The sequence below is a fragment of the Candidatus Melainabacteria bacterium genome, assembly GCA_003963305.1.
Taxonomy (GTDB): Bacteria; Cyanobacteriota; Vampirovibrionia; order Obscuribacterales; family Obscuribacteraceae; genus PALSA-1081.
Genome location: RXJR01000006.1, coordinates 43,798 through 62,880, shown reverse-complemented (window position 1 = coordinate 62,880; position 19,083 = coordinate 43,798). Strand labels below are relative to the sequence as shown.

Sequence of the window (19,083 nt, the reverse complement as noted above, 5' to 3'; positions counted from 1 at the left end):
AGCGAGACCAATCAATTCCAAGTTGGGATACCTTTTCGAGGGCTTCTTCTACGAGTAAAGTGTTGATGTACTGTGAGCGTCGTTTAGATAATCTAATCGGGCCGACGACATCGTTGCTGTAGTCGAGGAAGCCGGAAGAAACTCGCAGATAGTACTGCCTAACTGAGCTAATGTTGCCATGTCCCGTGTAATTGTCACCATTTAGTAGATCTTCGTACTCGCTCTTTTCAACGGTGGCGCGAACGTCGTCGAATTCTACTAAAACGGTGAGTCCTCGAACTACTCCCTCACTTATTCTTCGTCCTTCAAGCAAACCATTTTGAGGTCCGAACGTGAGCATGTTACCGTGGGGCATAATAGTGGTTTCGCTCAAAGGCACTGAAAACACTGTTTTTCGTTGTGCTCTACTTCTTTTGACTATTGCAGGGCTTTCATGCAGGTGTCTGCGAATTTCTGATGGCGCAGGCTCTGTTACGGGGATACCGCATGAAATGAAAGAGCCATTGATTACAATGGCATAACAAAACAAGCCAAGGGTCGCGTCGAACACGGCTGTATATCCATCTTCTGTTTCACGGCGCGCATAGAATTCGTCGCCATAAACGACCAATTTTATAGGTGTACCACTTGGTTGAGAGAACAAACTCGTGTGACTAAAAACTCCTGCCATGGATTTTCTCCTTTGAGTGCTAGTGATTAAATGGCACCACGCCGCTTGAATGAGCATGCGTAAAAGGTTGCTGGATACGAGCTCTCGCGCTCTGCAGCAAGTAATGCTTCCGACAAAGTTTGAACGTCGGACTTTTTTAAGACACCTGAGCGAGAATGATACCGCAGTTCGCTATCGATTGTTGAGTTTTTAGGTTAATTGGAAAGCGAAGTTCAGAGCGGCTGGTTTTGACTTTTGGTCACAAATTATGCAACTTAGAATAAGTGGCTATGGCAACAGAACCCCTACCTCAATATTTCGCGACGACGTATTTACATGCCTGCTAGGAATTTTAAAGCTCGGATTCCAGGCAGAAAAAAGTATGCACCACCCTTGACTGTTACAAACTGAGGTATGCCTTTGACTCTAATTCGTACATCCTCTGTTGGAATGCTAAAAGTTCCACCTTCTGCATTCTGGCTTCCAGTCAATGGATCCACTTCATCGAAAAGTCCATTAAGAACCGGATTACCAATCCATGTTTGTTGCACAAATTCAAACTGCCTTTCAATATCTGCGTTTATGCAGATGAAATTTAGACCCCTGGGTTTTTTATCGTCTACCCTATTGTTAGCGATCGGTTCACCGTATGATCTCCCCCTCCGCAAAATGCGATGCCGATTAGCCGAAAGCAGCGATTGTTCTGCATTCGGTCCCAGGGAGTCTCGCGGGTTCGCCCTGCGCACATGCGCTCCAAACGGACACTTGGTGCCACGCTCATCTTGCCGATAGCCGAAGTCGTTCCTAGTGTCAGTCTCTTCCTTCGCATTTGTCATGTCATTCAGCATCAACGATTGACCATTAGGACAGCGTCCCACAAAGCGCGATGCAAGCCATTCTGGAGAAGGGATCCGATTTGGACTCAACTTTTGGGCGTCATCCATGTACTGCCAAAACTTGGCTACATCCTGAGCGAGCTGTCGAAACACCAAGTAACTGCCGTTTCTGCCAAGATCATGGAACTTAGTATTGTCAACAATCGTGGCTGCCTTAAGTGATAACTTGGGTAGCACCACGCGCGGATCGTGCTCTTTCGGTACAATTGGACCATGAGCGTACGAGCCGTACTGATCGTCATACCCCAATATAAAGTCACCAGTTTCAATTTCTGTAGCGTGTCCCGTTCTCTTTAATTGGTTTGTTCGTAGATCACTTCCTTTAATGACCGGTTGTCCAATGCCATCGACGAAGCCAAAGTGTTCTTTTCTATAGTCACTTTCAGTTTTTGTGGCAATAATGGTGGCTGCGTTTGAAATTTCGTATTTCTTGGACAACCTGTTTCCCTCCTCCAACTTCTCCTGGAGTAGTGATTGGGTGTTTGCAAACTGCATTATTAGCGCATGCACTGGATTTTGCGCTGTTCCCCAAGTCCAGAATTTTGGGTTGTTTTCATAAGTATCACCAAGAATTCGCGACCGGCGTTCTGTAATCATGCCTTCGATAAAGGGATGTGAAAATGAATCCGCTATAGACTGATCTAATTCCAAGGCTAGTAGACCCGAGTAGGTGAGGGCGATATTCAACGCTTCGACGTCGCTGTCAACATCAGCAGGAGTGCATCTTTTTGCTACCTCCGAAAGCCATTCCTTTGCTGATTTCGTAGCATTGAATCGCACTAAAACATAAGCCGCGTAAGGCAACTTGCTGTATGACGTAAGGAGTATGCCTTGAATGTCACTTCGTTCAAGAATGATGTCTGCGTTTTTACTTTTCATAGTTTTTGAAACCAATTTTTCAACTCTTTTCCAGCAGGACATTCCGCAAATCCTTGCGCAATCTCAGTATTTCTGTCGATATTTTGTACACTCAGCCTCGGATAAGCACTGTACCAAACCGGTGAGTAGGACTGCCGATCTCGCACATATTGTTTAAAGAGTGGTCCATTCCTTGATCCTTCATCGGTGTAGTGTTTGGTAGGCGGGAAGTCAACAGTATTGCTCCAGATGCCTGTTAGACCAACGCTAGCTTTATCGATGAAATCGTCTAGATAATTTTCCCAGCTACCATCATAGTTACTCAGAAACAGTAACTTCTTTCCACCATCGATAAGCGCCCAATGAGCAAAGTGAATGCTTGGGATGCCGCTTAATTCACCCTTGTCGGACCAGGGAGTGGTGAGGCTTGCTATCAAAAAGACAAGTCTTAAATTCCAACGGCGGAACCAGCCAGGTTTCACATCGATTACATTCGCAAAATGGTTTTGAACAAATGTGGCGGCATCTTCTCTCACGGAGATTTGCTGGATATGCTCATGTCTGATTTGACTTGGCACGAACTTATCTGTAGCGTTTTTATGCCATAGAATCGCGGACCAGAGGATTACAAAAGAAGAAACTGCGAGGGCAGCAAAAGGTATCCAAATCAATCCATAGTTTTGGATTAGAGTATAGCCAAGGAGCAGAATAAGCGCGAGTAGAAGCCAGGTACGACGTCGTGCGTAGAACCATTCGAATCGGTCGATTCTTGGTTGTATTTTGACACACCAGTCATTGGAATGTTGGTTGACAGATTCGTGTATGCTTTTTGATAACGACTCCAAGTTTGACCATTCCGTTTGCGAGTCGAGATGTTCTTCAATTAGGTTATGCAGCTTCTGTTCTGTATTTATTCGTAATTGTGATCGTCCCGGTGTGCCAATGTGATAAGCGCTTGGATGTACTATGTGATCTTTGAGGAACATCAGAATAGTATCTTTTGCCGACGAGTCCGAGGCACGATAGTCTGCACAATTTCTATAGATCTCATGCAGACCAGGCGCTAATTTAGATACGAGATCCGTTAAATAGACTGTTGTGAATCCATCGACATTGTGTTCAAAAACCAGGTATGGACAGGAAGTTTCCTCAAAGATAGTCAGGCTTGCGAAGTGAAGCGACTCGAGCTTGGCTAACGGAAGCAATGGATTGTTTGCGGGATCTAGTCCTATGTCGTTAAGCAGTGACTTCAAAACTGAAAGTTTGCTTGGTAGGATCCGCGTCACAACGGTGAATATGGAATACGGCATCGCTTGACTTGATCTTAGAAGAAGTTTTGAGCAAAGTTTGTTCAACTCGGGCTTCCATTCGAGATCATTTCATACTTTGGGTGTTTTGAACAGCATCGGCATCGACCCACTCGTGCCATCCGTTTGATTGTTGATAGATTGCAGTCGTGTTGGTGTATCTGCAGCCCCAAGTCCCTTCTCGTTAATTTCACTCTTGAGGTGCTTAGATTTTATTTTTTTGGTAAGTGCCCTGTTCATCTTTGTTTCGCTTGTGTCGAATGCAAGTGTCTAAATTATTTTCTGATATTTGTACTTTTCAAATAGAATTCTTTGTGAAAGTATTAGAGCCATCGGATTCCCGGAAACCTATAATCTACAACCTACAAACTTATGATCATAGTGCGCGAATTGAAGAGCGCAATATGATCATAATCAATCGAACGATTTCGTCGCCGATATAGAATACAGGTGTTCGTTTCACCTCTGACCGTATCTGCTTTTATTCGATGACTTTAGGAGGCAGACGTGCTGACGAACAACAGGAGGTCCGCGGGTCTAAATGGCTGATACTTACATTGATGCTGTGATTAGAAAGATATGCAATCGGGAAGGTGCATATACAAATGATCCGCAGGATCCAGGTGGTCCAACTAAGTACGGCATTACTCAGAAGACATTAGCAAGTTGGCGCAAACATTCAGTCACGCCTAGTGACGTGAAGAATTTAGAGCTTTCCGAGGCTTGTTTGATCTACAAGACTCTTTATGTAAAAGCGCCCGGCTATTTAGACTTGGGCGATGATCCCATGGCAGAGCAGCTGATAGATGCTGGAGTTAATTTAGGGACTGTCACCGCTATTCGGCTTCTTCAGCGTGTTCTTGGTGTTGCTCGCACGGGCAAAATTGATCAGCCGACTGTTGCTAAGTATAAGCAGACCAACCCGAAGTGGCAGATATTCACACAATTTATGGCGGAACGGCTCTCTGCCTATTCCGCGATAATGAAGAGAAATCCGTCACAGGTGAAGTGGGCGGGTGGATGGTTAAATCGGTGCGTTGAATTGACCAACATCTACGTTTTGGCTGTAACTTTTGACACTGCGATAGAGGGCAAAATTTTGCAAGCAGCACATCTCGGGCATCAAGAGTCGTTGCGTATTCAGGGTTCGCCAACTGCTCGAAAAGACTCTGCAAATATATTTGCTGGTGTTGCGAAGTTTTACAATAATGTAAAAGCCTGAATCTCTGGATTGCATTTGTAAGTGACTATCTACTTAGACTTAGATGAGCTGGTTGACCTCGAAGGGTGATATGTTCATCGAATCAAGTTGTTGCGCGCTTCGACGGAAGAAGTAGTTGTCGACAAAGGACCGAATTTACGGTAAAGGAAATGATCATCAGTGCGTGTAAAAGCGGCGTGATCTGGGATTTTTCGATCCAGACCAAAAAGCTAGTTTGGTTTCGTGTTGTTGACGTGAGTAATGCCAAAAAAAGCCGAATCAACTCTTAGCCAAAATGCTTGCTTTTCGGTTGTATTGAGTTGATCCGGCAGTCATTTAGCTTGACACGTAGGATTAGATGCGGATAGCAGTCAGTGTCCAACTGAAATTAGGCCAAGAATCATTTTTACAACTTTGATTATTGGTTCTGCGAGTTCTCCAACAGTTTGAGCTGCTTCTATTAAGCCTTCTGCACTCAGTTCATACCACTTTTTCCTTGGCGTTTCGGAGATAGCCTCTGATGTAAAAGTCTGGAGGTCTTGGGCAACCTCTTTCTGCTTTGACTCTGGGAGTTTGGGTAGAATCTTTTCGACTTCATTGTGTAATTCTTCCAATTTTGGCTTGACTTCGCTTTGTGATGAGCTGTCTTTCAAATTATTCAGACTGTTTGTTACGGTGCTCTGTGCCCATTGGTTTACAACATTGTTGTCACCATTGATCGACGTGATTTGGTTAGTCACATTTATCTCCTTTATGTTGAATAGGATGGTTTCTGCTGAAATAGCCGGTTGTCGGTCACTAAGTTGTCCCACAACATTTTTAATGTTGTTCAAAAAGTTTGGATTGATTCCTCGTAAACGATCCACCGCGGATAGTACCAGTGTGCGGTCGTCTTCTGTGATCATGCGGTCAACTTCGAGTGCAACATCGAGGATATCAGACTGCTTGACTCCGTTTCTTGATTTCCTTTGTAATATTGACGCAATTGTCCCGATGTAGTTGCCCATGAGTTTGGAACATTCAAGACCCTCTACATAAGAGAGCTCTTGGGTTGAAAGCAATCGCACTATGTCTTGAAGTGTTTCCATATCGGAATGAACGCCACTGAGATAGAAACGCAGCCTTTGCAATGTGTCCAGATCAGTTCCGTCATCATGTCCTATGAGCCAAGTACGAATCTCGGTATTTTCGCATTGCAGCCATGCGTGGGCCAGTTTGATGTTAGAGTCGTTAAGAAATTCGCTTTGAACGGGGATAGCGTACCGGGACACTTTCAAATTCTCATGTAGATCGTAGTCGATCAACAGCAATGGGCGTCCTGGTGTGATCCACCAGTCTTGCGGTACAAAGATCTCCGATGCTTTTGAAGAATTTGCTAATTGTGGTGTTATTCTTTTCGATGTTGACGAATCGAGAATTCGATGGGCTAGGTGTTTCGAAATCCGGATCAATCTTGTGGTTGTTATGCTGTTCTCGCGACTTCTAATTGCAACTGTTTGCTTGAGAAGTGTTTGCAAGTCAAATAAATCTTGGCTGGGTGCGAATGCGAATCCAAATTCATAAATTGATTTGCCCACGCCATCGGAATAGAAGCTCTGAAAGGAAGGTGCGTATTCCGTCTTAGCGTCAAATTTGATCAATCCTTTAACGCGACAAAATAGATGTGATGAGTGCCAGTTGTTTTTTGAACCTCTTGGACGACGAGCGATACGTCCGAAAGAGCGTACAAAATGTCGACCGGGTTCAGGCGAAATTGCCCATTCTGGCTGAAGTAGGAGATTTGTGGGTACTGATAGAAATCGTCGAATGTCTGTAAATGGCAATTGCAAAACGAGAAACATTCTAAACCTCTTGGTGGTAGAATTTTATCAAGTTTCACTCTAATCAGAAACAATTGCTGAATTCAGCGATTGATTGTGAATTTGGTAGTCGAAACGTAGCTCCAAGAGGTTTTATCGTTCGCACGAACTTGGAGCGCCTTTTATTTCGACCTTTGGAATGAAGCCTGCTTCAATGAACCCAAAGTCGTCATTGCAGGACAATAGCGGAAATAAGTGTCTCCTTGAATATTATGGCAGGCACTTTTTGTATATGCAACTAATTGAATCTGAGTGACACTGTGCGATGGTTGCACAGAGATTATGTATCTCTTGAGTTTTCGCTGCTATAAAGTTCTTTCTAGGAACGATCTTAATGGACGCCTAACTCAGAATTTTGCCATGTTTGGGTCTTTATTTAGTTAGCTTGGTCGTCTCTGGTTGAGAAATTTGGTTCGTTGTACTGTGGTACAGTGGCTTGCAATTGGCGATCGTCCTAGCCGCAGCCGTGCCAACAACGTGCCAAAACTTTTCACTAGTATCAAGGCGTGGCTTACAAGGACGCCTAGCATGCCTAGCATCGAACAACACAACCCTGGCGACCGTGCTCATCAGAGTTCTGGCAGTACTGACTCAGGAGTACGCAGCATTCAGCTAGATGTATGGGGACCAAAAGCGTCGCACTCGCATGAAACACGGCAAACCAGCGCTATCGACGAGTTTGGACACGTGACTATATCCAATTCTGCTGCCTCTGATGCATTGAGAGACTGGTGCGCCAAGCCGTTCGGTGGATTTCAGCCTCCAGATGGTTTGGGCGAAGCAGAAAAGAAGCTCGCACATTCTAATGGGTCAGTCAGCGATCACGTGCTTGCTCTAGAAGTTGGAACAGTCAAGGCTGTTTATTCAGTTGGGAATGGTCTTGCAGGGATTGGAAATGCGATCGTCTCCCCGCCAGCAAGGGTTGGAAATTGGTTGGCAAACACGATTAAAAACCCAGCCTTAGCAATCGAAGACTCTGCGAAATTCGGGGACGATGTTGGCAAAGCAATCGTAGATGACGCAAAATTCTTGCATGCTGTCGGCGCTTACGCTAAATCCGTACAAGAGGCGCAGGCCAGAGGCGATTACTCTAAGCCGTTGACTGATGTGGGCAATGTCGCGCACAAAGAATACGAGAAGTTCGAAAAACTTACACCCGGGCAGAAAACCAGCGTTGCCACTGAGCAAGTTGTTTGCGTTGGAATTGGTATTGCGACTGGAAAAGTGCTATCCACTGCATCCGAAGCATTCGCAGGTGTGTTAGAAAAGATGGATGCGTTCAAGTTGAAAGCTGACGCAAATCGTTTGCATTTCGGCATTGAATCTGCCGCAAAGAAACCACTGCTACCAGAAGAGATTCAGTCAAACAATGTTTCAAAACGCGCTGGTGAAGTACATCATGCAGACGGCGAGAAGCACTTCGCCGGAGCTACCAACGGACGTTTCAAATACGAAGAAATCGAGAAGGTTCGTTCTCCTGAGGTCCCGATTCAGTGCCATAAAAATGCATGCGTAGCGGCTGCTGGCGAGATGCTTACAGAAGGGAAAATTGACCAAAATTCGTTGGTTCAAAGACTGGAACAATATTTATTGCCTGAGTTGAGAGGGAAGGAGTCACTGCTTGCTCTTCAGGATTTAGCCGTTGAACTTGGAAAAGACTGGCAGTTCAAAACCGTCTCAAAAAGACAGGGAATAGACTTTGAGCCGTTGTTTGAAGAGCTACTAACCACCAAACAGCCTTTTGCGGTAACGCTTAAAGCCTTCCAGGTCGATGCTCACGCTGTGGTTGTCGATGGTGTTAATGTCGCCGGTCGAGTTGTGATTAGAGACCCTGGTGACGGTACAATTTATCAGATGACGATGAATGATTTCATGGACCATTGGACAGGACAAGCTGTGGCGAGACGTTGATTGGGGGAGTGATGAAAAGACTGCAACCAGTTTCGCTGACGGTTGTGAGCCCGGATGAATGCAGGCTGCGCTGTCGGCCAAGATTCGATCAGATCGGAAAGGACGACCATGCGCAGCTGCTTAGCATCATGCGTCAAGTAGCAGTTTGCGAAATAGAAAAAGATGATACGCAGCTTGAGTCTGAATTCGTATTTACATTCAACGAAAATGGAGCAGTATTACACGACAAATACTTCTTTGCGCTAACGTCTGATGATGATGGTGAGCTGTGCATCGACAGGGCCGTAGACTGCCTTGCATTGGCAAATGAGAGGGGTGTTGTCTTACCCGATTTTTCAAGTGCGCGAGCTACACCTCGCACAGTTGTTGTCGATCGTGCAAGCAATCCAATTTTGGGACGAACATACAATGTCTTGTTTGATGATGACGAGTTGTTGCGGAAATCCGAGAGTGACCTGTGCGAGTATCGATTTCTTGTTCAAGGTGGCAAGGGAAACGTGCGTACAATTGAGTGGATTCATGGCTCATACGACGCAACTTGGGAACGAAACAATTGGACTTTCGCATCCTCGCCACCGTTCGATCTTGAGCCACTGTTACTCGCGATCGTCAGGTTGGACGAGGCTATCTATCTGGAGTTAATGCCATATGCGAGTTGTTGAAGGTGGGATGGCAAGGGGGGGTACAACCCTTCGATGTAAGTAGCTTAGAAAAACAAGTCCTTGAAAAACTTCGCCACGTCCTTTACTTCGTCGACTATTTTGTCGGTTTCCTCATCGCCGATGGTGCCTCGCAAGATGGTGCCGGCGGCTAGCACGGTCTCTGCGCCAATTGCTACGGCGCCCCATTGCCATGTTGAAGGGTCGCCAGGGTCCCAACCTTTTAGAGCTGTTTGGCGAACCAATGATGTAAGCTCGCGTGTGGACATTTTCAATTCGTTGTTGCGGTCCAATCTCAAATAAAAGCTTTGTGTAGCACCAGATATGGGGTTGCTCGTGACGCCAAATAGCATCCAGTATCCATTTTGGTCGAAGGCGGGAAGCATCGTTTGCTCGTTGAGATCTAATCCGATCCATCTGCCTGGTGCTGTCCGAACAACAATACGGCGGCAATGATTTTTGGGAGGGCTGAGATTGATCGCTTCTATGTGCGAGGGGATAGAACGCCTCAAGTCAAGACCTATTGCGCTGAGTTCTGATGGCGTGTTGAACGCCACGCTCATGTCAACTCCTTCCAGTTCGGTTATGTCTAGTTCGCGCGTTGTCTTTTTCATGTCCAGATTGACAGTCGGGGCGAATTTCAAGGCGACGCCATTAAAGTCGCAGGACGATTCGCCCTGTCGAACGATCTGAACGCTTTCCACGTTTCTGCCTATGCGTGTGCCATTTTGAAAAATCGATCTGGTCAGCGGGTCGGTTACTTCGATACGCGCGCATCTCTCGAAGAGTGAGAGCAAGTCCTTTTCCTGATATTGCAATGCTCGCTTAAGATTGATGGCACTATCCAGGTAACTCCGGTATTCGTTTTGATCGATGGGCAATTTGGTTGAGAACGTTGTCGTTTTCAGTAGCAGTCCGACAACGATGTTTCTGCCCAGGTTTGCGATTGCTTGCAACTTTGACGACGCTGTTTGTGCAACTGTACCGCATTCGGCAAGCGTCGGTTTGACGATGCAAATATTTCCTTCGGCTTTCAGTGCTAGCTGGGGCACCGCAATCAATTTCCCTCCGACACTGAATGTGATACCGGTCAAATTGGCAAAGATCGCTTCATCGGGTGGAATTGGAACGAGCGTGAATGTTACGGTGGTGCCGAAATTTACTTTTTGAACGTAGCCATCCGATAGACCCCGGGGCAAATCTACTGAGACTTCCTCCGAAAGTGTCAACGTCGAACCTGTGGTCGAAGTTACAATCTTTGTCACCGTCCGCAGTACGTTGAACAAGTCTGCTGCCACCCTGGTTCGCTGCTCGTCGGTGAGACCAGGCGATTGCGAGAAGGCGTCGATAAAGTATCTTTCCAGGTCTAATCCAGAAAACTCTTTAACTATCTTTGGAAAATCATCAGAAATCAAATCGACTCCATCGGGTCTTACAGTGAGATCGAATTGATCGGGCAGGTTCGCGTAAGTGAGCAGCAATCGGTCGATTTCATCGATTCTGGTTTTTTCGCCCAGAAGTTTTTGAATGCGCCGAGCAACCGACAGTGCGTCGTCACTGGGCTGCACTTTTTGCGCGATGGAGTGCTGCAGCCGCAGGCAATCTTTGAGCTCGGTAGAACGCTTCGCTGCATCATCAGGTGAGACATCCTTAGCAGATGTCTCGAACTGATTGACCGCGCGTTTTAAAATTTCTTGGGACTGAGTCAAATCGGACGCGTCATAACACGACTGAGCAACCTTCACCAGCAGTTTCCCGACGCCTGCTTTCTGAACCTCTCCTGACTCGCAGGCATTGGCTGCTGCCTCTCGCATGGCACGAGCATCGTTGCTTTTTCCGCCTGACTGATAGACCTCGCCGAGGTCAATCAGCGCCTCAACGTGAACGTTGCTTCCTGCTTGTTTCCGCGCCGCTTGCTTGACTCGCCACTTGAGCAGTGTTTCTGCGCCCAGTTGCTCGCGTGCTTCGATGTAGGATTCAGCCTTCTTGACGAGGAAGCTCTCGTCGGTCGTTGCGTTGAGAATGGCTTGCACTAGCGCCTTACTGCGATCGTCGAGTGCCGTTTTCTTTCCCGTCAGTAGCGCGTCGAGGACCGTGACTCTGAGCTCGTGCGGCAAGAGCGGAATTGTCTCTTCGTCGACGCTTGCGATCAGCTGCACGCCTGAATCCGCGCTGCCTTCTGCATAGGCTAGCGCCAGATTAACCAGGGTCTCCAATTGGGATTCGCTCAGGGCGCTTGTGCTCATTTCTCTTACCAGTTGGTATTTTTGTTATACCCAGCTGGGAAACTGGCACGGCTTAGCGTTGATGAATTCTGAATCGCAGGCATTTAGTAACGAGAATAAGTATGCATCGGTCTTCTTTCAGATTCTCTTGAGCGCTGCGAGGTGCTCGCTGATTACTGCAAGTGAGGTCTCTGGCACCAGACTTTCCAAATTCTCATCATACATTCTGTGCAGGTGTAAAAACAATTTGTCGAATTCATCAGAGATGTCCCGCTGATGGTTCGTCGGCGCATCGTTGATGTTGTTTCTCGCGTAACTGCTTTGGGTGGTACGATGCAAAATACAATTAGTGTTAGCTAGTCGCGCTGCATCTTTGAACATTCCATGATTGACCAATGCTTGTATTTCCGCTACCCGCCTCGTCAGTGGTGTGCTGGCTAATCGTGCAAGGTTCGTCAAATTGTCTGGATCGACCTTCAAGTTTGTTGGCCATCCGGTTTTGTTGGGAAACTGTTTACGAATTTGCGTAATCTGTTCTCGGGCTTTGTTCAACCAAAAGTTGTCGCTGGTGTCCCAAGCATTTCTTGTCACCATGGCGATGTTCATGAACTCGCGGCTCAGGCGATCGTGTTCATCGTCGTAAGACCCCGATCTTTCTTGGTGCCACTTGAGGTTGGCTTCAGCATGGTTATACGCTTTGTTGAGTTCGCCTTTGTTGATGGCTGTCTCGATTGTGTCTAACCTTTGCGACAATGGTGCTTTTTGTATGTATGACTCAAGTGTTTTTGGATCAGTTTTGTCCCTTGTAAAGCCGAATCTGTCTCTGTGCCAAACCATCGCGAGTACATTATCCGGTGTTTTTCTAGACGGAGAAACATTCTCTGTCATCGCAAGCGGTGCGCTTGCTAAGCTGAGATTGGCGCTAATTGGACAGATCAATTCAGCTGCCAATTTTGCCGCTCTTGCTCCTGCTCCCGCTGACAACAGGGCTATTGAACAATCAAAGGCTTCTTTTCCCAGCCTATTTTCAATAATGGGCAGCGCCGAATTGTAGGTTTTCGAATCACCATTGCGCCATAGTTCGTCGAGCGAACTTTGTAGACCTCGGTCTTGACCCAGGCGCTGTCCCAAGTCCCAGGTATATGCAAGTGTCATTGCTGTACCACCCACTGCCAGAGCTCCGGTCACTATCGGTGCATTTAGCATAGCTGCCATCCCGAACAGTGCTCCAGTTCCAGCGCCGATCAAAATTTGATTGCAGGTTTCGGCTGGATGATTGACGATCCGATCCGGTATCGACTTAATGCCGCCGACAACACATCCTTCAACTAGAGCAGCAGCTTGCCTCGCTCTAGCATTTGGATTCTGGAATGTGTCTTCAATAAATTTGCTAGATGCCTGAAATAGGTTTGAGTTCTCTAAACGCGTTTGCCTATCTTTCGGGTCTGAATAGATTAAGTCAAAAGGGCTCATTTTTGTCTCTCCGGTGATGTTTGACATAATTGAGCGTATAGGAAGCTCGAACGGACTTGAATGTGTAATTGCACAGGGGACGGTATCTATTGGAATTTCACAAATCCATCTGGAGGCAGCTGTCTAAATTTCTTTGACCATGCCGGCGCAAAAAGAAGCTTCGGACCGGGTGAGTCCGAAGCTTCTCCTTCATTCTCGCAATTGCTCAGACGGTTCTCCTTTTATCCTCGCAAGTTAGCTGAACAAGTTCGCATCGCGGGCTGAGGCAACAAGCCAGTTGATGATGCCTGGCGTGCACAATCCTCCAGACACTCCGACTGCGCCGAGAATTATTCGGCTTATGGCTCCATCAGCACCTGATCCCAGGCGCATGAAGCCCATGATCATCGTCGCACCTCCCCAGACAACGCCGAGGATTTCCATTCCATTGGCGATGATGTTCAGTAGCGCTTCGAGGTTAGCCAGATTGTTCACCCGAACTGTTCCGGCTGTATTCACCCCTGTGATATAAGTTGCGTCTGCGCCTTGCGGCCCAATCGATCCATTCGTCGCTCCCTGAAGTGATGGTGCTTCTGATTGCGCACTCTCATCTGATTGCGCGCCATCAGCGGATTGAGCGCCATAAACTGCTTGAGCGCTTTGAGCGGCTTGCTCGATGACAATCGAGCTCACCGGTGTCAGCACTCCGTAGGCAATAGCAATACGTGCTGCGGCGCCTGACTTGTGCTCGCTGAGCAGCTGCATACATTTGTTGTAGGCATTCAGCTGGAGGATTCCTTTTCCTTCCACTTCGCTGATCTCGCGCACGGTTGCTGCCTTGGCATTGGCACCTTTCATCGCTACAACGTAGTCGATATTGTCTGGTTGCCACTTGTCGAAGAAGCAGGCAACATCAGTATCCAACTTGGACTTGTGTGATACCTGCATGAACTGACCGATATCGCTGTGATTTTTGAAGAATTCAGCAGTATCAATCTCGCCGTTGGCAATCGGCAATTCGTACAATGCTGGATGCGCTGCATAAGGTGTAGTGATATACACCTCACCACTGGATATCGGTTGTGGTCCGTGAATCCAGAGTACCGCGCCGCCTTTAGCGGAGCCAGCTTCTTCGGCGGCGTCGATCACTGTGCGCAAATTGTTTTGACCGGCACCGAAATTCTTTTCCTCCAGAAGTTTCACTCCGCGGTCAAGCGAGACTTTGCGTGACAGTTCCGGATGATCCTGCGATGCAATCATCATTTCAACATGATCGACCGGAATTGATTTTTTCGTAAGCGCTTGCTTCAGTTCACCCAGATGTGGCTTCATTGCCTCTGAACCATCCACCACGATAAGCAGGTGTTTGGGGGCAGTATTTTTGACGCGCGTTACATCTTGAACAACGTAGAGCGGTTTGACCGTTCTAATGCTTGGCTTAAGACCATGCGCGTCGCGATGATGATTGAGTCCTGTAGCGAGCTGGTTTAACTGCTGTTGCAGCCCCTGGCGACCGTCCACGATGACGGTCAGTTGCTGAGGCAGTGGTGTGTAGTTGGATCCACGCGCAGCCCGCTGTTTCTCTGCAAGACGGCGGTCGTCTTCCATTTTCAGTTTGACCGCAGTCTTGTCCAGCACTGCGATCGATTCAGGCTCTGGGCGCTCGACCGTCACCAACACTTCAGCTGATTCCAGACGCTTGCCTTCAAGAGTTCCGGCGAGACGTTGCACTCCGTTCGACGATGTTTTTCTCAACTCAGCGAAGTCGCTTGAAAGTTTTAATGGCGAATAGAGCTGAACGACGTTTTCATCTTCAACCGAATAATTGGTGGCAATTAGTTTCGGCAACAGCAATGACGCTGTCTGACGTCCTTCCTTGGTTTTGACGCTCTCTGGTTTGAGCGGCACAATCATCTTGACGTTCATCTTCAGTTGCGCGCCGGCAGGAACCGCGGAGCAACGCAGTAATGCCCGTCCGTGACCGAGGTCTGTGACAGCGGCAGAAGTGGCGGAGCCCCAGCTCGTGTCTTGCTGATTTTTTCCGGCTGTGAAGGTGCCGTGAATTTGTTGACCATTGACCCATTCGGTCATTCCCGTTACCACCGCACCTGGTGGCACACTGATTTCGGTGCGAGCCTGGTCGGTATTGTTCGATTCGTTGCCGAAAACGAATGTCCAGTCGACAGCCGTGGTCAGTGTCGATGGCTGCACCGCCGCACTCATCTCGGAGCGCACCAATCCAAGCCCGTTTATTTTGTCTCCAACTGCGTGCCGCGTAACGTAGTCGTCGGGCATGACAGCGATGTCATTGTGCTCGTCCTTGAATGAGAACGGTCTGCCAGTCATTCTGAAATATAATTCCTGGTGCGGAGTGTCTTTTATTGGAAAGAACAGTCCGCTCAAGCCGGCGGCGCGTGAGTCTGTGCACTCCATGCGCATAGATCTTTCCGAAAAAATTGGTCTCAGTCGTTCCAGACCTTGCAGCCGTTCTTGCTTGTTAGTGGAAACAGCCAGGCGCTCTGCCATGCGCACGTTCCATGTGTTCGCCTCGGAACCAAGAATTGTTGCCGAAGTAAGCGCCGCTCCTGCTGCGGTGTAAGCCACTATCATTCGGCGCGACCGGGCAAAATCTAGTGTCTTCTGGAAGCTGTAGACAATGTATCCTGTCGAAATTGCTGCTGCCAGAGCCATGACTGAAAGCCATATGAAACCAGCGTCGAAACTGGTGCCGATTTCTGTTTCAAGCATCGTCTGATTGCTGTTACAGAGAGCTGCCATGGAGATTCCGCTCACGGCGAGGGAAGTGATCATTGCCGAGCCAAGTGCAATGCCGCGCTTCAGGGTCATGCGCACGTCGTCTTTGCGGAAAGCGGACCACATTGCGTAATTCGTTAGCGGTATGAGAGCCAGCAGCAATAGTTCAACTATTGTTTCGACAGGATGATCGAGTAAAACGAGGGTGAGTCGCTTCGGCACAGATGCGCAACTTGCAGCCAAAATCGTGGCAGGAATGATCACACCGAACATCATGACGGCAATGCCGTCTAACCCTTGCCAGACTTTGAATCGTTTGGGTTTGGGCTTTTGAGGGATCGGATCGCCCCACTCATCGACGCTGGTTTCGGCGTTTTCGTTTTCTTCCGCACTATCACTTGATTGGTTGGGGCGGAGGAAGTTGATTAGTTTCGTTGGGAACTTGCGTGTGTTGCCACAGCCACTGCCACTGCTGTGGCTGTTGTTGTTGTTGTTGTTGTTGTTGTTGTTGTTGTTGTTGTTGTTGTTGTTGTTGTTGCGGGCGTCGCTGTGCGAACGCTTCTTTGAGCGTGCTGCAGCCAGATTGGTCACATCAGATTCGTCTATAGCATCGTCTTCATCCTCGTCTTCTCCTTCTTCTTCTCTTTCTGATTCCTCTCCGATCTGGTCTCTGTATTTGGGTTCCTCATGTTCTAGTTCTTTGCTTCTTCCACCTCCGTCGTTTTCATGCTCTTGTTCCGTTTTTGCTTGATGGTTTGGACTTTCATTTATACCGTTCGCATGCGATGCAGCCTCATTGCTTGCCCGGTGATGCGGTAGAGGCGACTTCGCTTGCGTCGCCGCGCTCTCCGCTTTGCTCTGCGGCTTGAAGAGCGGCGTGTTCAAAGTTTGCGCGAAATTTTCAATGAATGTGCGAGCTGAATTTTGCTGAGCGTTTTGTGCGGGCGTTCTCGAATTCTCTTCTGCGGCAGCAGTTTGCGCGGGTGTTTGCCGCGCACTTTCTTCCATCAACCTTTCAGCAACTTGTTCGGGGCTGTGTCCATTTTGGCTTTGCAATGATGAGGCTACTGCCTTCAATAAATCTGCTAATGGATACAAAATGTGGCTGCTATCACCGCAGCCGGGGCACTGATGTGGCGAGGTAGGTGCGTGTGGCGAAGCAGTGATTGGTGCCGATGAATGTGCTTGTGGCGAAGCAGTGATTGGTGCCGATGAATGTGTGTGTGGCGAGGCTGGTAGAGGCGGTGATGGAAGTTGCGCCGTACCACCATTCTTGCCATTGTTTGGTTCGTGGTCAGAAGACATATAAAAATCCTCGCTAGAAATTAAACCCAACACCGTTAGGTGCTCAGTCAAATTCAGCTGCCATCAAATAACGATAGCAGTGCCGAATCTTTGATTGTAGTAAGTGCGGTCAGTCGAACTTGCCTGAAGGTGGCTCGTTTAATATACGGACAATGCTTTGGGCTATCTACAGGGTTTTTCCTGTATTTCGTTGAGTCAGTTTTGACGGTGCTGTATGCGAGGGATAAGATTGTAGATTACACACACTTAGCCAGGTCGCAAAATGTCTGAAGAACCTGAACAGATCGTAGTAGCAAGATTGATTTCATCGCTGCTCGCAGCAGGAGACGTCGAAACCGCAGAACAAAAGTTTGCAGTTTTGCGTGAGACGGCCCCGGAGAGCCTTCTGCTTGAAATTGAAGGATTGTTCGGCGAATTCTATCTTTCGAATGGAAACTTCGTCGACGCAGAGCCGCTTCTACTGCGCGCTTTTAATTACTCAGAGACCCACCCGGAGCACAGATTTCACGTTCTGCACAGCCTGGGACATTCGATTTCACACCTCTATGAAACTTGGGGGAGACCAGACGAGCGGCTCAGGCACTTTCCTCGTACCGACGCGAAACACGCCCACAGTGATAAGGACCCTCAAGTAGCAAGGCGCCTGGCGGAAATAAACCAATCGTTGGGTGATCTGGACGAAGCGATTATAAATCTGGAGCGAAGTTACCAAATGCCTGGCAATCGGAATGTTGACATGGCTCTGGCTCTCGAAAGGCTATTCAAGCGCACACGACAGAAGGACAGGCTAGCTCGGCTCTACGTTGAGAAAATGCGCGAGGAAGCATTATCAATCAGGTGCTATTTGGAAATCGGTGATTTCGAGGCTGCTCTCAAAATGATTGAACAGCAAATAGCAGAAAAGGACATTCGCAAGCAAACGATGGACAAGCGACACTCCGGATGCTTTCCTCTTGCCCCGCAATACTCGTACTACATGTACGAGCTTGCAAATTGTTTGTTGGATGGCTACGGCGAGTATAAGCGAGCAATTGATGCCATCGAAAACGGTATCAAAGCAAATTGTCGAGTCCCGATGAGCACTCCTCTGGAAAAGGTTCCTGACAGCTTTGGTATGCCCGAAGAGAATCTGCAGACATCTGAACTAGTGACGTTGCTTATCAGCTGTGATGGGGCTGGAGAATTAGAACGCGCAGACAAATATCGTGTTCGGTTAGCAAAGCGATTGAGCGAGAAGAATCAGACTTATGATCAGGCTGTGACCGCTATAAATCGGCACGCAATGACCCGTGCCGAGCAGGTGGATTTGATGGAACTCGTCGCGATCACACACGATGGATTTTTTGATTCATGGCTTCTAAAAAGAGCAAAGGCTATTAGAACTAGCTTCGGCATTACCGATCATGAGGCAATAAGACGAACTTTCAAGTTTTTATGCCAAAGCGAAAACAGGGACGAAGATGAACGAGAAGGCAATGCGCTCTCGAGGATCGACTGGTTGAAAAAAATTGGAGCAAGTGAAGCAGAGATTGCAGTAGCCGAACTCGAATATGGAGAAATGTTGTTTCAGAGGAAAGAATACTTTGCCGCCAGACGGTTTTTCATTCCTCTACTCGTGCGGCTTACGACTGAAAATCAATTGCGTGCGCGTCAGCGGATTATCGATTGTTGTCGAGCGATGGACCACTACCAGGATGCGATCGAGCACTTAGAAAGGCTTCGTGACTCTTACTCAGAGGATTCGAAGGCGTGGACACATGCGACCTTAGAGCAGGCAGTCTTCTTGGATTTGCTGGGCCGTCATGATGAAGCTTTGAGTTTCTACAAACAGGTAGGCCGCATTGATGACGACAGTAAGGATGACTTAACTGCACCACTGCGAAGAGCGACAGAGAGAGCCGTCGCACGAAAACAACTGGCAATCGCGAAGCTGCTAAAGGATCGGCTCAGAATAATCAGTGCTGGTTGACTGGATTGGGTTCCACAGGCTGGCGGTAAAACGCGCAC

Annotated in this window: 10 protein-coding genes; 4 read left to right on the top strand and 6 right to left on the bottom strand. The window is 47.9% G+C overall.

What is annotated here, in order from left to right; all coding sequences use genetic code 11:
- Positions 1 to 981: 981 nt before the first annotated feature.
- A complete protein-coding gene (locus tag EKK48_07920; protein ID RTL43664.1) occupies positions 982 to 2,349 on the bottom strand; it encodes a peroxidase in 1,368 nt (455 codons plus the stop codon).
- A 71-nt stretch (positions 2,350 to 2,420) separates the two neighbouring features.
- The gene (locus tag EKK48_07915) at positions 2,421 to 3,389 is read right to left on the bottom strand and encodes a hypothetical protein (GenBank protein RTL43663.1); all 969 of its coding nucleotides are present in this window, start codon (positions 3,387 to 3,389) and stop codon (positions 2,421 to 2,423) included.
- Positions 3,390 to 4,251: 862 nt separating this feature from the next.
- Here EKK48_07915 and EKK48_07910 point away from each other — a divergent pair.
- Complete coding sequence (locus EKK48_07910) at positions 4,252 to 4,932, top strand: hypothetical protein (GenBank protein RTL43662.1); 681 nt, start codon at positions 4,252 to 4,254, stop codon at positions 4,930 to 4,932.
- Between the two features lie 350 nt (positions 4,933 to 5,282).
- On the opposite strand, the gene EKK48_07905 is transcribed toward EKK48_07910, so the two are convergent.
- Complete coding sequence (locus tag EKK48_07905; protein ID RTL43661.1) at positions 5,283 to 6,752, bottom strand: hypothetical protein; 1,470 nt, start codon at positions 6,750 to 6,752, stop codon at positions 5,283 to 5,285.
- 546 nt (positions 6,753 to 7,298) lie between these two features.
- Here EKK48_07905 and EKK48_07900 point away from each other — a divergent pair.
- Together EKK48_07900 and EKK48_07895 are read left to right on the top strand one after the other, a co-directional pair.
- The gene (locus tag EKK48_07900; GenBank protein RTL43660.1) at positions 7,299 to 8,681 is read left to right on the top strand and encodes a hypothetical protein; all 1,383 of its coding nucleotides are present in this window, start codon (positions 7,299 to 7,301) and stop codon (positions 8,679 to 8,681) included.
- Between the two features lie 128 nt (positions 8,682 to 8,809).
- The gene (locus EKK48_07895; GenBank protein ID RTL43659.1) at positions 8,810 to 9,343 is read left to right on the top strand and encodes a hypothetical protein; all 534 of its coding nucleotides are present in this window, start codon (positions 8,810 to 8,812) and stop codon (positions 9,341 to 9,343) included.
- A 44-nt stretch (positions 9,344 to 9,387) separates the two neighbouring features.
- Here EKK48_07895 and EKK48_07890 read toward each other — a convergent pair whose 3' ends face one another.
- The 3 genes from EKK48_07890 to EKK48_07880 form a co-directional block, all read right to left on the bottom strand.
- Positions 9,388 to 11,586, bottom strand: coding sequence for a hypothetical protein (locus tag EKK48_07890; GenBank protein RTL43658.1), 2,199 nt, complete (start codon positions 11,584 to 11,586; stop codon positions 9,388 to 9,390).
- A gap of 117 nt (positions 11,587 to 11,703) precedes the next feature.
- Positions 11,704 to 13,038: a hypothetical protein gene (locus EKK48_07885; protein ID RTL43657.1), complete on the bottom strand. Its 1,335-nt coding sequence runs from the start codon at positions 13,036 to 13,038 to the stop codon at positions 11,704 to 11,706.
- A gap of 234 nt (positions 13,039 to 13,272) precedes the next feature.
- On the bottom strand, positions 13,273 to 17,076 hold the full coding sequence (locus tag EKK48_07880) for a hypothetical protein (protein ID RTL43656.1): 3,804 nt from the start codon (positions 17,074 to 17,076) through the stop codon (positions 13,273 to 13,275).
- A gap of 262 nt (positions 17,077 to 17,338) precedes the next feature.
- Between EKK48_07880 and EKK48_07875 the strand changes: the two genes are divergently transcribed.
- Positions 17,339 to 19,045 (top strand): hypothetical protein, encoded by a 1,707-nt coding sequence (locus EKK48_07875; GenBank protein ID RTL43655.1) that lies wholly within the window; start codon positions 17,339 to 17,341, stop codon positions 19,043 to 19,045.
- Positions 19,046 to 19,083 lie beyond the last annotated feature (38 nt).

Bases quoted from the DNA above. Each gene is read 5' to 3' on its own strand.
- EKK48_07905 (RTL43661.1), bottom strand. From the start codon at position 6,752: ATGTTTCTCGTTTTGCAATTGCCATTTACAGACATTCGACGATTTCTA.
- EKK48_07900 (RTL43660.1), top strand. From the start codon at position 7,299: ATGCCTAGCATCGAACAACACAACCCTGGCGACCGTGCTCATCAGAGT.
- EKK48_07885 (RTL43657.1), bottom strand. From the start codon at position 13,038: ATGAGCCCTTTTGACTTAATCTATTCAGACCCGAAAGATAGGCAAACG.
- EKK48_07890 (RTL43658.1), bottom strand. From the start codon at position 11,586: ATGAGCACAAGCGCCCTGAGCGAATCCCAATTGGAGACCCTGGTTAAT.
- EKK48_07915 (RTL43663.1), bottom strand. From the start codon at position 3,389: ATGTTCCTCAAAGATCACATAGTACATCCAAGCGCTTATCACATTGGC.
- EKK48_07880 (RTL43656.1), bottom strand. From the start codon at position 17,076: ATGTCTTCTGACCACGAACCAAACAATGGCAAGAATGGTGGTACGGCG.
- EKK48_07910 (RTL43662.1), top strand. From the start codon at position 4,252: ATGGCTGATACTTACATTGATGCTGTGATTAGAAAGATATGCAATCGG.
- EKK48_07875 (RTL43655.1), top strand. From the start codon at position 17,339: ATGTCTGAAGAACCTGAACAGATCGTAGTAGCAAGATTGATTTCATCG.
- EKK48_07895 (RTL43659.1), top strand. From the start codon at position 8,810: ATGCGTCAAGTAGCAGTTTGCGAAATAGAAAAAGATGATACGCAGCTT.